Source organism: Rhizobium sp. WYCCWR 11152 (genome assembly GCF_013087615.1).
In the GTDB taxonomy this organism is placed as follows: Bacteria; Pseudomonadota; Alphaproteobacteria; order Rhizobiales; family Rhizobiaceae; genus Rhizobium; species Rhizobium indicum.
Genome location: NZ_JABFCP010000019.1, coordinates 1 through 15,499 on the forward strand (window position 1 = coordinate 1; position 15,499 = coordinate 15,499).

13 protein-coding genes are annotated in these 15,499 nt (G+C 61.6%); 3 read left to right on the forward strand and 10 right to left on the reverse strand.

From position 1 onward, the window contains the following. On the forward strand, positions 1-180 hold a 180-nt coding region (locus tag G9X67_RS34760; protein ID WP_210259006.1), incomplete at its 5' end, for a hypothetical protein. Positions 181-411: 231 nt separating this feature from the next. Then, entirely contained in the window at positions 412-2,352 is a 1,941-nt protein-coding gene (locus G9X67_RS27255; RefSeq protein WP_033182109.1) for a M23 family metallopeptidase, read from the forward strand. Between the two features lie 98 nt (positions 2,353-2,450). Here the strand turns inward: G9X67_RS27255 and clpB are convergent, their stop codons facing one another. From clpB to G9X67_RS27285, 6 genes are all read right to left on the reverse strand, one after another. Continuing rightward, positions 2,451-5,051 carry an ATP-dependent chaperone ClpB gene (gene clpB, locus G9X67_RS27260; RefSeq protein ID WP_171600129.1) on the reverse strand — a complete coding sequence of 867 codons (2,601 nt, stop codon included), beginning with the start codon at positions 5,049-5,051 and terminating at the stop codon, positions 2,451-2,453. A 252-nt stretch (positions 5,052-5,303) separates the two neighbouring features. Further along, entirely contained in the window at positions 5,304-6,071 is a 768-nt protein-coding gene (locus tag G9X67_RS27265) for a DUF4167 domain-containing protein (protein WP_171600130.1), read from the reverse strand. A 342-nt stretch (positions 6,072-6,413) separates the two neighbouring features. Then, complete coding sequence (gene prmC / locus G9X67_RS27270) at positions 6,414-7,274, reverse strand: peptide chain release factor N(5)-glutamine methyltransferase (protein ID WP_138331663.1); 861 nt, start codon at positions 7,272-7,274, stop codon at positions 6,414-6,416. Further along, a complete protein-coding gene (prfA, locus tag G9X67_RS27275) occupies positions 7,271-8,350 on the reverse strand; it encodes a peptide chain release factor 1 (RefSeq protein ID WP_138331664.1) in 1,080 nt (359 codons plus the stop codon). The genes prmC and prfA overlap by 4 nt, the downstream gene beginning before the upstream one ends. 29 nt (positions 8,351-8,379) lie before the next feature. Continuing rightward, the gene (gene ptsP / locus G9X67_RS27280) at positions 8,380-10,647 is read right to left on the reverse strand and encodes a phosphoenolpyruvate--protein phosphotransferase (protein ID WP_138331665.1); all 2,268 of its coding nucleotides are present in this window, start codon (positions 10,645-10,647) and stop codon (positions 8,380-8,382) included. 88 nt (positions 10,648-10,735) lie between these two features. Then, the gene (locus G9X67_RS27285) at positions 10,736-12,010 is read right to left on the reverse strand and encodes an aspartate kinase (protein WP_011653679.1); all 1,275 of its coding nucleotides are present in this window, start codon (positions 12,008-12,010) and stop codon (positions 10,736-10,738) included. Between the two features lie 298 nt (positions 12,011-12,308). Here G9X67_RS27285 and ubiG point away from each other — a divergent pair, with 298 nt between their 5' ends. After that, on the forward strand, positions 12,309-13,055 hold the full coding sequence (gene ubiG, locus G9X67_RS27290; protein WP_171600131.1) for a bifunctional 2-polyprenyl-6-hydroxyphenol methylase/3-demethylubiquinol 3-O-methyltransferase UbiG: 747 nt from the start codon (positions 12,309-12,311) through the stop codon (positions 13,053-13,055). 82 nt (positions 13,056-13,137) lie between these two features. On the opposite strand, the gene G9X67_RS27295 is transcribed toward ubiG, so the two are convergent. Genes G9X67_RS27295 through G9X67_RS27310 form a run of 4 tightly spaced genes read right to left on the reverse strand, consistent with a single transcriptional unit; the run spans position 13,138 to position 15,496 of the window. Then, complete coding sequence (locus G9X67_RS27295) at positions 13,138-13,566, reverse strand: DUF1178 family protein (RefSeq protein WP_171600132.1); 429 nt, start codon at positions 13,564-13,566, stop codon at positions 13,138-13,140. Further along, positions 13,563-14,420, reverse strand: a complete 858-nt coding sequence (locus tag G9X67_RS27300) for a carbon-nitrogen hydrolase family protein (protein WP_171600133.1) — start codon at positions 14,418-14,420, stop codon at positions 13,563-13,565. Before G9X67_RS27300 ends, G9X67_RS27295 begins: the two co-directional genes overlap by 4 nt. A 10-nt stretch (positions 14,421-14,430) precedes the next feature. Then, entirely contained in the window at positions 14,431-14,688 is a 258-nt protein-coding gene (grxC, locus tag G9X67_RS27305; protein WP_171600134.1) for a glutaredoxin 3, read from the reverse strand. 31 nt (positions 14,689-14,719) lie between these two features. Continuing rightward, complete coding sequence (locus G9X67_RS27310; protein ID WP_171600135.1) at positions 14,720-15,496, reverse strand: ComF family protein; 777 nt, start codon at positions 15,494-15,496, stop codon at positions 14,720-14,722. Between the last annotated feature and the right edge of the window lie 3 nt (positions 15,497-15,499).

Here is a 15,499-nt window from a genome sequence, read left to right on the forward strand (position 1 = left end):
CGCCAGCAGCGCCGCCGCCCTCGTTCAGTGAGTGGGCTTATAGAACTAACCCACCGAAACAGTCAACAGCGCTTTTCGAAAAAACTGATTTTTCTTTCAAGGCATTGTTTTTCCAGGGAAAATTTCAAGTGCGATCATTTCCCGGATTCCGTCCGGCCTTTACACGGCCAGGAAAGATGAACGTCTTTCGACTTTTCGTGAAAAGAACGCTGTTTTGTCCCCAGCGCCCCGACATTATCACAATCTGCTGGTCTTAAGAGACACACGATTCACACAGGCAAATGCAGGCAGACTGCCTTTTCCTGAGTGATTTGACTTCCGTGCCCAAAATATGCACATCTTTCGCCCCAGCCAGGATGGCCGATACATGCTCCCACAGACGCCTGATGTAAGGACGCGGACCCGACTGCCATGATGACGGAGAAAATGATGATCCGCTCGTTAGGCAACGAGCCTCCGCTTCTGGCCGACGGCAGACGCGCGCCCGACCGGCGCGAAGTTTCCTTGCGTTGGCTCTCGGGCACGTTCCTCACCGGCATTACATCTTCCGTCCTGATGGGGGTTGCACTTTTTGCCGCCCTTGACGGCCGCCAGCAATTGGCAATCCCAGCCGAAGCCTATGCAAGTGTTGCGGCAGACGCGCATGAGGATACGACGGTGGTCCGCGGTGGCCGGCTGATCGCGCCCGCCATCGCCGCAAAGCCGTCCGACCGTGCCATCATGGAAGTCTCAACCGTCGTCCACGACGGCGAAAAGGAAGTCGTGCGCCGCCAGCCCTTCGCACATGTGAAGATGACGCTGGCCGCCAACCATGTGGCGACGGAAGATTATCCCGACTTCGATCCCCTGGCGATCTTTTCCGCCGACGAGCCGCAGCCCGCGCCGCAAAGCCGCACCGGCGCGCTTTACGGCTCCGACGTCGAATCCGAAGTCAGCCTGAAGACCATTCCCTTCCCGACCGGCAAGACCAGCATGCAGATGGCATCCGGCCTGTCGCTCGAGGAGGTCGAAGAGAATGTGCGCTCGAACGGCTCGGTGCTGACCGACGGCAACACTCAGCTGGCAGCCCTTTATTACGTCGATCCGCGTCGTTTCTCCAACGAGGACGCCGATGTCGATCTGACCGCCGGTCTGTCCGCCCGCGTGCTCGAACAGAACATGACGGTCTCCGCATCGGAATCGATCACGCCGCAGACCGAAGAATTCGCCGACGACATCCTGCCGGTGCGCGTCGACACGCCGATCGCCAAGGCGCTGACGGATTCAGGCTATCCGCAGCAATATGCCGATGGCATTGCCGGCTATATCGCGCAGCAGCTGGGTTCCGGTGATCTCGACAAGGGCGACGTACTGCGCATCGGCATCATTCAGAAGGGCGAACAGGCAAAGATCATCCGAGCCAGCGTCTATCGCGGCACGCGCCATCTCGTCACCGTGGCCGTCGACGACAAGGGCAGGTACGTGCCCGGCAGCGAGCCGCCGATGCTGGATGCCATCGCCACCGCCTTCGATGACAATTCCTTCGCACCGCCCCCCGGCCAGAACCTGCCGCGCGTCTATGACGGCATCTATCGTGCTGCCCTTTCCTACGGCATGACCAAGGATATGACGGCGCTGATCATCAAGCTGCTCGCCAGCAATGTCGATTTCCAGGCGCAGCTGAGGCCGACCGACAGTCTCGAAGCCTTCTTCTCCGTCGCCGACAGCGCCGGTCAGGCGACCGAGGATTCCGAACTGCTCTATGTCAACGCCCGTTTCGGCGATACGCAGACGCGCTTCTACCGTTTCCAGGACCCCGACGACGGCACGGTCGATTATTTCGACGAGAACGGCAAGAGCATCCGCCAGTTCCTGCTGCGCAACCCGGTTCCGAACGGCATCTTCAAATCCGGCTTCGGCATGCGCCGCCACCCGATCCTCGGTTTCGCCCGCATGCACACCGGCGTCGATTGGGCAGCACCGCGCGGCACGGCGATCATCGCCGCCGGCAACGGTACGGTCGAAAAAGCCGGCTGGGATTCCGGCGGTTACGGCAACCAGACGATCGTGCGCCATGCCAACGGCTATGAATCCTCCTACAATCACCAGAGCGCCATCGCCAAGGGCGTCGTCCCCGGTGCCAAGATCCGCCAGGGTCAGGTGATCGGCTGGGTCGGCACGACCGGCGAATCCACCGGCCCTCACCTGCATTACGAGCTGATCGTCAACGGCACCAAGGTCGATCCGCTGCGCATCCGCCTGCCGGGCGGCAAATCGCTGCAGGGCGAGGCGCTGGCGAAATTCGAAGACGAGCGCAAACGCATCGATACGCTGCTCAACAACCAGACGCCGGACCAGGTGGCGAGCAAGTAGCGTCCATCTACGCTGCTTCCCTTCCAACAGACGGCCCCGATCATTCAATAAAAAATGGCGGCCGAAGCCGCCATTTCTCATTCATCCGGCAAACCTATTTATGCTGCTTCGCTCACCGTCTGCCTCGTCCTGAACTGCAGCCGGTCCGAACCGCTCGTCACCGTCACCGTCGATCCATCCGGCACCTGGCCAGACAGGATCTGCTCGGCCAGCGGATCCTGCACGAACCTCTGGATCACCCGCTTCAGCGGCCTTGCGCCGTAGACCGGATCGTAACCCTTGTTCGCCAGCCAGTGGCGGGCTTCCTCGTCGAGATCGATGACGATCTTGCGCTCTGACAGCAGAGCCACCAGCCGCTTCAGCTGGATATCGACGATCGCGCCCATCTCCTCGCGCTTCAGGCGATGGAACAGAATGATCTCGTCGATGCGGTTCAGGAATTCCGGCCGGAAATGCCCGCGCACGACCTCCATCACCTGCTCGCGAACCGTGTCGCTGTCGTCGCCGTCCCTCAGTTGCGTCAGATATTCGGCGCCGAGGTTCGAGGTCATGATGATCATCGTGTTGCGGAAATCGACCGTCCGGCCCTGACCGTCGGTCAAGCGTCCATCGTCCAGCACCTGCAGCAGGATGTTGAAGACGTCGGGATGCGCCTTTTCGATCTCGTCGAACAGCACGACCTGATAGGGCCTGCGGCGCACGGCTTCCGTCAGCGCTCCGCCTTCGTCATAACCGACATAGCCGGGAGGCGCGCCGATCAGCCGGGCAACGGAGTGCTTCTCCATATATTCCGACATGTCCATGCGCACCATCGCCGTTTCGTCGTCGAAGAGGAAGCGGGCGAGCGCCTTAGTGAGCTCCGTCTTGCCGACGCCGGTCGGACCGAGGAAGATGAACGAGCCGATCGGCCGGTTCGGATCCTGCAGGCCGGCGCGCGCGCGGCGAACGGCGCGCGACACGGCCTGAACCGCATCGCCCTGGCCGATCACCGATTTCGCCAGTTCGTCTTCCATCCGGAGCAGCTTATCGCGTTCGCCCTCGAGCATCCTGTCGACCGGAATGCCGGTCCAGCGGGACACGACATGGGCGATGTTGTCGGGGATGACCACCTCCTGCACCATCGCGCCGCGGTCGCCATCCTGCTTCTCGGCATCGACGAGCTGCTTTTCAAGATCGGGAATGACGCCGTAGGTCAGCTCGCCGGCACGCTGGAATTCGCCTTTGCGCTGGGCGATCGCCAGTTCGTTGCGGGCATCATCGAGCTGCTTCTTGAGATCGGCGGCAAGCCCGAGTTTCTGCTTTTCCGCCTGCCAGCGGGCCGTCAGCGCATCGGCCTGTTCCTCGAGATCGGTCACTTCGGTTTCCAGCCGCTTCAGACGGTCGGCGGACGCGACGTCCGTTTCCTTTTTCAGCGCTTCGCGCTCGATCTTCAGCTGCATGATGCGGCGGTCGAGTTCGTCGAGCTCTTCCGGCTTGGAATCCACCTGCATGCGCAACCGCGCTGCCGCCTCGTCCATCAGGTCGATCGCCTTGTCGGGTAGGAAACGGTCGGTGATATAGCGGTTGGAAAGTGTCGCAGCCGCCACCAGCGCCGCATCGGCGATGCGCACCTTGTGATGCTGCTCGTATTTTTCCTTCAGGCCGCGCAGGATCGAGATCGTGTCTTCGACCGTCGGTTCGTCGACGACGACCGGCTGGAAGCGGCGGGCAAGGGCCGGATCCTTCTCGACATGTTTGCGATATTCATCGAGCGTGGTCGCGCCGACGCAATGCAGCTCACCGCGGGCAAGGGCGGGCTTCAGGAGGTTCGAGGCGTCCATCGCTCCATCCGCCTTGCCGGCGCCCACCAGCGTGTGCATCTCGTCGATGAACAGGATGATCTCGCCGTTTTCCGCCTGGACCTCGTTGAGCACGGCCTTCAGCCGCTCCTCGAATTCGCCGCGGTATTTCGCACCGGCAATCAGCGCGCCCATATCGAGCGCCATCAGTTTCTTGTCCTTGAGCGATTCCGGCACGTCACCGTTGACGATGCGCAGCGCCAGGCCCTCGACGATCGCCGTCTTGCCGACGCCGGGTTCGCCGATCAGCACTGGATTGTTCTTGGTGCGGCGCGAAAGCACCTGGATGGTGCGGCGGATTTCGTCGTCGCGGCCGATCACCGGGTCGAGCTTGCCGTCGCGGGCTTCGGCAGTGAGATCGCGTGCGAACTTTTTCAGCGAGTCGAAACCCTGCTCGGCATTCGAGGAATCCGCCGTCCGGCCCTTGCGGATGTCGTTGATGACCTGGTTGAGGCCCTGGGCCGTCACGCCTGCGTTCTTCAGCGTCGAAAAGGTCGAGGCCGAGGATTCGATCGCCAGCGCCTGCAGCAGGCGCTCGACCGTGACAAAGCTGTCGCCGGCCTTCTTCGCCGCTTCTTCGGCGGTCGAAAGGACCTTGGCGAGTGGTTGTGCCAGATAGATATTGCCGTTGCCGCCGGAGATCTTCGGCAATTTGGCGAGAGCCGCGTCATTAGCAAGGCGGGCGGCCTTGGCATCGCCGCCGGCGCGCTCGATCAGCGACGCCGCCATGCCCTGATCGTCGTCGAGCAGGACTTTCAGCACATGTTCCGGTGTAAATTGCTGGTGACCCTGCGCCAGCGCATAGGTCTGGGCGGACTGGATGAAACCGCGCACCCGCTCCGAATATTTCTCGATATTCATATTCTACCTCCATGGATCGCCCTGCCCTGACGAGGCGCAGACCGATGATTGAGATCGACCCCCTGAAAAGGCAGGTCGCGCTTGGCCCGGCTGGGATTCGGGCGAAGCAGTTCGAAGAGAATATGGTAGCCTGTTCTGCGAGTTTAAAGAGCCCATAAAATGAAAATCCCCGGCACAAGGCCGGGGATTTTCAAGCTAATTCGAGTAGATGGCATGAACGTCACGCTCTCCCCTGAAGGGAAAGCGAAATCCTCATTCCGATGTGACGTCAGCCAGCACTGGCGCCTCGGCAGAGGCGCCCTCGCCTTCAGCGGCGGCTTCTTCGCCCTCAGCACCACGACGCGGGCGTCGGGGACGGCTACCGGTGCTGCGGCGGCGGGGCTGGCGTTCACGCGGCTGGCCGCCGGCACCTTCCTCGTCCATCGCGACTTCGGCCGGAATGCCTTCGATCTCCGGCTGCGGGCCGGTTCCATCGATGAGTTCGGACTGGGGTGCCGGTGCAGGCGCCTGAGCGGCTACCGGCTTCGGCTGTGCCTGCGGCTGGTGCTGTCTGCTTTGTTGCGGCTGGTGCGGCCTGCTCTGCGGCGGCTGGACGATAACGACATCGTCGCCGTCATTGTCATTCTCATTGTCATTGTTGTCCATATCGTCGCCATCACGGTCCGCACCGTCGCGATCATTATACTCGCCGCGGTCGTCGCGCTGGAAGCGTTCCTGCATCTGCGCCTGGGCGCTGGCGATGATACGATTATAATGTTCGGCGTGCTGGAGATAGTTCTCGGCAATCACGCGGTCGCCGGAGCTTTGGGCGTCGCGGGCGAGCTGCGCGTATTTTTCGGCGATATGCTGCGCAGTACCGCGAATCTTCACATCGGGGCCGGAGCTGTCATAAGTCCGGGTTAGCGGATTGCCGCCCTTGCGGTTGAAATTGTTGTTATTGTTATTTCCACCGCCGCCACCGCCGCCGTTATTATTGTTACCACGCCCTCGACCGCGCTTGTTCTGCTGTCCTGGCCTCATAGATCGTTCACCTGAATTCTCTGTTTGTGATGGATACATGGCACCAACCGCCATGACCGGAAAACCGGATCAGGACCTTTGTGCCGCGAGCATACTGCGCCTTTGCGCCGACCTGCCGCTTGGTTCTCAAGTCAGTTTGACTGATTCACGCATTGGGTCGTGTTCAACCGTTGAAACTCTCGTTTAAAAGAGCGGACCCCCGAGGCAAACCAAGTACCGAACGAATCTCGTTCATTCCTATCTGCCCAACACGTGACCGCAACCTATATTGCTTCACCGGGAAATCCAAGCCTTTTCTTCGCAATAACAATAATGTCTCGTCCAATGCCGCATTATCGTCTTTCACGCGAGCGCGAACACGAGCACCCTGTCGTTCTGACCATAATCTTTCACGGATTTGAGGCACCTGAAGCCTTTCGCTTCAAAGATCGCCGTCACGTCGTTTCGCTGATCGTAGCCGATCTCCAGTCCGACGACCCCATCGGGCCTGATGAACCTTGCCGCATCCTTGGCTATGGCTTTGTAAGCGTCAAGCCCATCCGGGCCGCCATCCAGAGCCGCCGCCGGATCAAATTTCGTCACTTCGGGAGCGAGATCGTGAATGACATTGGAAGCAATATAGGGCGGATTTGAGACAATCGCGTGAAAGGATCCCTGGATGTCCTCGAACCAACTTGACTGTACGGCCTCAAAACGATCCTGCAACCCGTTTCTTTCTGCATTCGATCTTGCCGTCAAAAGTGCATCCGCCGATATGTCGCTGCCGACACCTGATGCATGAGGACATTCGCTCAAAAGCGCAAGGCATATCGCCCCGGTCCCGGTTCCCATGTCAAGGATATGGAGACGGTTTTGCGCCTTTGCAAGGTCTTTGAGATAGACGAGAACCGTATCGACCAGGATTTCCGTATCCGGCCGCGGTTCCAGCGTTTCAGCCGAGAGCCGAAGCGGCAGGCCGTAGAATTCACGCTCGCCGAGAATGCGATGCACCGGCTCATGACCAAGCCGCCGCTCCAGCGCCTTGAAAATCACTTCGGCCTGCTCGGCAGAAAGCCTTTCGGCCGATCGCGTCAACAGCTCGGTCGGCGACAGTGTCAGAAGACCCGCGACAAGCAGCCGCGCATCGGTCGCCGGGTCGACGATACCTGCTTCGGTGAAGCGGCGGCGCGCATCGGCAAGCATATCGGCGACCGTCGAGCTCATTGTTGCTCGCCGAGCTGCGCCAGCTGGCTCGCCTGGTAATCAGCCATCAGCGCGTCGACAACCTCCTCGATCTCGCCTTCCATCATCCGGTCGAGCTTATAGAGCGTCAGATTGATGCGATGGTCCGTCACCCGCCCCTGCGGGAAATTATAGGTACGGATACGTTCCGAGCGGTCGCCGGAGCCGACCTGACTCTTGCGATCGGCAGAGCGCTCGCTATCGGCCCTCTGCCGCTCGGCATCATAAAGCCTGGAGCGCAGCACCTGCATCGCCTTGGCGCGATTTTGGTGTTGCGATTTTTCCGAACTGGTGACGACGATGCCGCTCGGCAGGTGGGTGATGCGCACTGCCGAGTCCGTCGTATTGACGTGCTGGCCGCCAGCACCCGAAGAGCGCATCGTGTCGATGCGGATGTCTTCGGCCCGGATCTCGATGTCGATCTCCTCGGCCTCCGGCAGCACCGCAACCGTTGCGGCCGACGTATGGATACGCCCACCCGCCTCGGTTTCCGGCACGCGTTGCACGCGATGCACGCCGGATTCGAATTTCAGCTTGGCAAAGACCCCCCTGCCGGTGATCGTCGCGATGATTTCCTTGTAGCCGCCGGCTTCGCCCTCACTTGCCGAGAGCACCTCCACCTTCCAGCCCTTTTCCGCCGCAAAGCGCTCATACATGCGAAAGAGATCGCCGGCGAAAAGAGCCGCTTCCGAGCCGCCCGTGCCGGCTCGGATTTCGAGGATCGCACTCTTTTCGTCGGCTGCGTCCTTCGGCAGAAGCAGGATCTGCATCTCCTGCTCGAGCGACTCGATCTGCTCTTTCACATCGGGCAGCTCCAGCTCGGCGAGGTCGCGCATTTCGCGGTCGACCGACCTGTCCTCGAGCAGCGTTTCGAGATCGGCAAGCTCGGCGACCGCCTTTTCATAGACGCGGATCTTCGTCACGACCGGCTGCAGCTCGGAATATTCGGATGCGAGCTTCACATAGACATCGGCAGCCGGGCCAGCCGACATGCGCGCCTCGATCTCGCCGAAACGACGTTCCAGCTCGCGCATCTTTTCAACGGGAAGCTTCGCCACCCTTCACTCCGATTCTTCTTAATCTCTGTCTAAAGGGGAATATTGTGGCTCTCGGCGAAGCGGGCAAGCACTTCGCGCATCGGCATCAAGGCGTGGTGATCGTCCAGCACCTCATCCATCGCCTTCGTCAGCGCCCCGACGTCGAGCCCGAGCAGCATCGCCTTCACCGGTCCGATCGAGGCCGGCGACATCGAGATCGAGCGGAAGCCGATACCGAGCAGCGCCATCGCCGAGATCGGTTTGCTGGCGAGCTCGCCACAGAGCGTCACCGGCGTCTTGTTCCGCTCCGCCCCCCGCACGATATCGCGCAGGATGCGCAAGAACGGCTTGCCGAGCGGATCGAAGCGGTCCGAGACCCGCGCATTGCCGCGATCGACCGCCATCGAGAACTGGAAGAGATCGTTCGAACCGACCGAGACGAAATCGACCGCCTCCATCAGCTCGTCGAGCTGCCAAAGCAGTGCCGGCACCTCCAGCATCGCGCCGAATTGCAGCTTGCGCGGCAGCCCGTGGCCGAAGCGCGACAGATGCTGCACTTCCTTCTGCAAGAGCTCACGCACCATCTTCAGCTCGGAAACCTCGGTCACCATCGGCACCATCAGCTTCAGCTCGGTGTCGGCCGATGCCTTCAGCAGGGCGCGCAACTGGGTGCGCAACAATCCCGGCCGGTCGAGCGACAGCCGGATGGCGCGCCAGCCAAGTGCGGGATTTTCTTCCTCATGGCCGCGGAAATAGGGCACCACCTTGTCGCCGCCGATATCGAGCGTACGGAAGGTGACGGTGCGGCCCGCCGCCTGCTTTATCACATTGCGATAGAACTGCTCCTGCTCCTCCGCCTTCGGCATGGTGGAGGCGATCATGAACTGCAGCTCGGTGCGGAACAGGCCGATGCCCTCGGCGCCCGATTCCGAAAGCTGCGGCAGGTCGACCAGCAGGCCGGCATTCATCATCAGCGCGATCCGCTGCCCGTCCTTGGTCACCGGCTCGACGGCACGCAGCGCCCGGAACTGCTCCTGCCGCCTGGCGCGGAAGCGAACCTTTTCCTCGTAGGAACGCCGGTGATCGGCCATCGGCCGCAGATGCACATGTCCCTCGTCGGCGTCGATGATCACCGCATCGCCGTTCTCGGCGAGCGCCACCACGCCCGCTGCCTGACCGATGACCGGAATGCCCATGGCGCGCGCGACGATCACCACATGGCTCGTTACCGCCCCTTCTTCCAGCACTAGCCCGCGGACATTGGAACGCGGATAATCGAGCAGTTCGGCTGCTCCCATGGCGCGCGCCAGGATGATCGCATCGCTGGGGAAACCTTCGCCGGTCGTCCGGCCGGTATAACCGGTCAACTGTCTGAGCAGCCGATTCGCCAGATCCTCGAAATCATGCATGCGTTCGCGCAGATAAGGGTCGGTCAACCGCATCATCCGCGCCTTGGTGTCGCTTTGCACCTTCTCGACTGCTGCTTCCGCCGTCAGGCCGTTGCGGATCGCCTCCTCGAGCTTGCGCACCCAGCCCTGGTCATGGGCGAACATGCGATAGGTTTCGAGCACCTCGCGATGTTCGCCTTCCATCGAGACGTCACGGCGCGACAGCATATCGTCGATCGAGATCCTGAGCGAGCCCATGGCTTCGGCCAGCCGCCGGATTTCCTTCTCGGCATCCTCGTTCAGCAGATTGGTGACGACGATGCGCGGCTCGTGCAGCACGACGTAACCGAGGCCGATGCCGTCATTATAAGTATCGCCGTCGACGGTGACCGAACGCGTCAGGTCGAGTTCGAGGCCCGGCTTGGTGATCTTCTTGAGCTCACCGGTGGCGATCATCTCTGCCAGCACCATCGCCGTCGTCTCGAGCGCTTCTAGCTCTTCCTCGCGATAGTTGCGGCTTGCCTTGTTCTGCACGACGAGAACGCCAAGCGAGCGCCCGGTCCTGAGGATCGGCACGCCGAGGAAGGAATGGTAGATTTCTTCACCCGTTTCCGGCAGGTAGCGGAAGGCAGGATGCGACTGCGCGTCGGAAAGGTTCAACGGCTGGGCCGAGGCCGCGATGGTGCCGACCAGGCCCTGCCCCATCTTCAATTGCGCCAGATGCACGGCCTCGCGGTTGAGGCCTTCGGTCGCGTAGAGTTCGAGGACGCCGTCGGCGCGCAGCACATAGACGGAGCAAACCTCCGCCACCATGTTGCCGGCGATCTGGCGGACGATCCGGTCAAGACGATCCTGCGGCTCCAGCGGCTCCGCCATCAACTCGCGCAGCCGCCTGAGCAGCACGCGCGGACCGCCGGAAAGGTCTCTCATGGCGTCTCAAGCTCCCGAAACAACGCACTTAGTCCCGGCGGGCCGGCCTCATCTCCTCAACCTGAAGGGGCAGGCCGCCCGCTGGGAATCAATTCTTATCCAGACCGTAGCAGGAATGCAAAGTCCTGACAGCGAGTTCTGCATAGGGCCCGTCGATCAGGATGGAAATCTTGATCTCGGAGGTGGTGATCGCCTTGATGTTGATGCCTTTTTCGGCAAGTGCACGAAATGCGGTAGCGGCAACGCCCGCGTGGCTGCGCATGCCGATGCCGATGACCGATACTTTCACCAGCCCCGATTCGTTCTGCACGACGTCGTAGCCGATCTTCTCCTTATGGTCGCCGAGCACCTTGATCGCCTTCTCGACGTCGCCTGACGGCACGGTGAAGGTCATGTCGGTCTTCGACCCGTCCTCGGAAATATTCTGGACGATCATGTCGACATTAATATGGGATTCGGCGAGCGGCCCGAAGATCGCCGCGGAGACGCCCGGCCGATCGGCAAGACGGCGAAGCGAGATCTGAGCCTCATCCTTGGCATAGGCGATGCCGGTGACTACTTCCTGTTCCACGATTTCATCCTCGTCACAAATCAGCGTTCCGGGCGGGTTCAGCAGATCGCCCATGCCCGGAGCATCGGGATCTTCGAATGATGAGCGCACGAAGGTGCGCACCTTGTGTACCATGGCAAGCTCGACCGAGCGCACCTGCAGTACCTTGGCGCCGAGCGAGGCCATTTCCAGCATTTCCTCGAAGGCGATCTTCTTCAGCCTGCGCGCCTTCGGCACGATGCGCGGGTCGGTCGTGTAGACGCCGTCGACATCAGTATAGATATCGCAGCGATCCGCCTTGACAGCTGCCGCGATTGCGACGGCTGAAGTGTCCGATCCGCCGCGTCCGAGCGTCGCGATCCGGTTGTCGGGTCCCAGCCCCTGGAAGCCGGAGATGACGGCGACCTGCCCCTCGCCCATCCGCTTGACGATGTCTGAGCCGTCAATCTCCATGATCCGTGCCGCGCCATGCGCATTGTCGGTGCGGATCGGGATCTGCCATCCCTGCCAGGAACGCGCATTGATATCCATCGCCTGCAATGCGATTGCCAGCAGCCCCGAGGTCACCTGCTCGCCGGATGCGACCACCGCATCATATTCCCGCGCATCGTAAAATGGAGAATTGGCGCCGATCACCTTCGGCGTGCCCTGGACCCAGCCGACCAGTTCATTGGTCTTGCCGGACATGGCCGAGACGACCACCGCCACCTCGTGCCCGGCATCGACTTCGCGTTTTACGTGGCGGGCGACGTTCTTGATGCGGTCCAGGTCAGCGACGGACGTGCCGCCGAATTTCATTACGATGCGTGCCATATGCCTCTACCACGACTGGCGCCGGGAAAGCGGAAAACCGGACCCGGCATCACGAAAGCTCTGGGGCAGACCGCTTGGGCCAGAGAGCCGGGCTCCCAACTTCTGGAACCGCTCTAAAAGCCCAGGCCCCAAAGGCCCCAAGTTGCGGCGTCTCTTAGCGAGTTTGGCGGGGGGAGGCAAGCGCACGCGATAAAAGCTATTGGCGAGCGGTTCCGCACTCGCCAATCCCCTGATCTGCGCCCCTTGACTTATGCCCCCGATCATCCGACTTCACATGTCACGAATGAAGGAGTGGACAATGACGGAAGGCGCCAAAAGCACGATCGACCAGGGCGAAGTGGACCGCTTCTCGGCGATGGCGGCGGAATGGTGGAGCCCGACCGGCAAGTTCAAACCACTGCACAAGTTCAATCCCGTCCGACTCGCCTATATCCGCGACCAGGCCTGCGAGAATTTCAGCCGTGATCCGAAAAGCGCGCGCCCGCTCGAGGGTCTGCGTGTGCTGGATATCGGCTGCGGCGGCGGTCTGTTGTCCGAACCTGTCGCCCGCATGGGCGCTTCCGTCGTCGGCGCCGATCCGTCCGAGAAGAATATTGGCATCGCCTCCACCCATGCGAAGGCCTCCGGCGTTTCGGTCGACTATCGCGCCGTCACCGCCGAGGAACTCGCTGAGGCTGGCGAGACCTTCGATATCGTCTTGAACATGGAGGTGGTGGAACACGTCGCCGATGTCGAATTCTTCATGACCACCTGCGCGAGAATGGTCCGCCCCGGCGGCCTGATCTTCGTTGCCACCATCAACCGCACGATGAAGGCGGCAGCGCTTGCCATCTTCGCCGCCGAGAACATTCTACGCTGGCTGCCGCGCGGCACACATCAGTATGAAAAGCTGGTACGCCCGGAAGAACTGGAAAAGCCGCTGGTGGCAAACGGCCTTGAGATCACCGACCGCACGGGCGTCTTCTTCAATCCGCTGTCGAACCAGTGGAACCTGTCCAAGGATATGGACGTAAATTATATGCTGCTGGCGAAGCGACCGGCATAGCTCCCGCCATCAATAAGCCGGCTACATTTTCAGCGCGATACGCAGGCCAAAATCATGGGCAGCAAGCGACGTGAACTTCATGTCAGTTTACGTCTTCCGGCAAGACGGGAATGGCTGCGATCTCGATGCCCTCTTCGAGGAGCGCCTGCGCCTCGTCGACTGTCGCCTGGCCGATGATGCCGCGGGCATCCGCCTCGCCGTAATGGATCTTGCGGGCTTCCTCGGGAAACTGCGTGCCGACGTCCTCGGAATTGGCCTTGACCGCCGCAACGGCCTCCTTGAGTTTTTGCAGGGCCTCGCGGCGCATGGCATCCATCGCCAGCGTCTGGATCTCGTCCTTCTTCCGCGCCGTCGACACCGAAGGCGCCATCAACAGCTTCGAAATGGCGGCGGAATGACAGACCGGGCAGGTCAGAAAACCGGTTTCGATCTGACGATCGAAATCGGCGCTTTCCGAAAACCAGCCTTCGAATTCATGGGCATTGTCACAGGTGAGGGAATAGCGGATCAAGCGGCGACGCCTCCGGCGATTGCGCCCGCAATCTTCTCGACCGAAAATTCTCGCCCATTCCTCAGGTTCGGGATCTTGTCATGCGCAGCCTTGACCGCACTCGGATCGATCTCGGCGACGATGACCGCCTCGCCGGTGGCGCCGGCCGACGCCAGCACCGTGCCCCAGGGATCGATGATCATCGAATGGCCGAAAGTCTCGCGCCCATCCTCATGCCGGCCGGCCTGCGCGGCGGCGATGACGAAGACCCCGTTCTCGATCGCGCGTGCCCTGAGCAGGATCTCCCAATGCGCCTCGCCGGTCTGCTTGGTGAAGGCGGCAGGAACCGTCATCACCTCGGCGCCGGCCATGGCCTGGGCGCGGAAGAGTGCGGGAAACCGCACGTCGTAGCAGATTGCAAAGCCCATTTCGGCAAAGGGCAGCGACAGGACGCGGGCCTCCGAGCCGGCCGTATAGGCGGCACTTTCACGCCAGCTCTCGCCATTGTCGAGGTCGACGTCGAACATATGGATCTTGTCGTAGCGATTGAGAATCCTGCCGTCGGGACCGAAGAGGAAGCCGCGATTGGCGATTTTGCCGTCGGCAAGGGCGATCGCCGTCGAACCGACATGCATGTGGATCCCGAGTTCCCTGGCGAGTTCTGAGCCGGTCTTGACGATGATGTCATGCGCCTCGTCGGCAAGCACGGCGCGTGCCGCTGTACGGTCGCGCTGCAGCATGCCGGTCATCTCGGGCGTCTGCACATAGGTCGCGCCCTGGCCAGCGGCCTCGCGCACCAGCCGTGCCATGGCGGCGGCATTCTTCACCGGATCGACCCCGGAACACATCTGGACGATGGCGGCCTTGAAGCTCATCGGTTCTTCCTCAGGCTGCCAGCATCGGGTCGAGCTTGCCGGCCCGATCGAGCGCAAAGAGATCGTCGCAACCGCCGACATGATCGGCGCCGATGAAGATCTGCGGAAAAGTGGCACGCCCGTTCGACTTACCGATCATCTCCTGGCGAAGATCCGGCGAAAAGGTCGCGTCGTGCTCGATATATTCGACACCCTTTTCTTCGAGAAGCGACTTGGCGCGGGTGCAATAGCCGCAGAACTGCCGTGTATAGATTGTGACGGGTACCATAATCTCTCCAGACCGATGCCGGGTATTTCTGTCATATAGGCTCGGAGAGAGCCCTTGCAAAGGTCAAAACCGTTATGTCGGTCGCACCCGCCTTGCGCAGCGTCCGGCTTGCCGCAGCGACCGTCGCCCCTGTTGTATAGACGTCGTCGACCAGGACGATGCGCTTGCCGAAAATGTCGTTTTCGCAACCCTTGGCGATCGCAAAAGCGCCCCTGACATTGTCTTCGCGCGCCTTGGCGCCAAGGCCAACCTGCTGGCTGGTGCGCTTGACGCGCATAAGCGTGGCGGCAAGCAGCGGCTTGCCCGAGAGCCTTGCCATATGGCGGGCCAGCTCGGCTGCCTGGTTGAACTTGCGCGCCAGCATACGGCTACGGTGCAGCGGCACCGGGATCAGCGCATCGCAGCTTTCGACCGTCCCGTCGGAAGCACGCAGCATCCAGGCTGCCATCATCGGCGCCAGATCGGTGCGATCGCGATATTTCAGCCCATGGACGAGATCGCGGACTGCATGGTCGTGGGTCGCAGCCGACCGCAGCCGGTCGAAGGGCGGCGGGTTGGCGATCGCCTCGGCGCTGAGTATCCCGGTGCCGAGATCATGCGAGAAGGGAATGCCGAGCACCTCGCAATAGGGCCGCTCGATGAAGCGGATACCGGACCAGCATTTCGCGCAGAGCCCGCGATGGCCGCCGGTCGAAATGCAGCAGACGGAACAGGCCGGCGGATAGAAAAAATCGGCAAGCGCCGAAAACGGCCGCAAGAGATGCGTGCGCAAGAATTCTGCCGGTCTTTTCAATTCGATTGGCCCCATGCC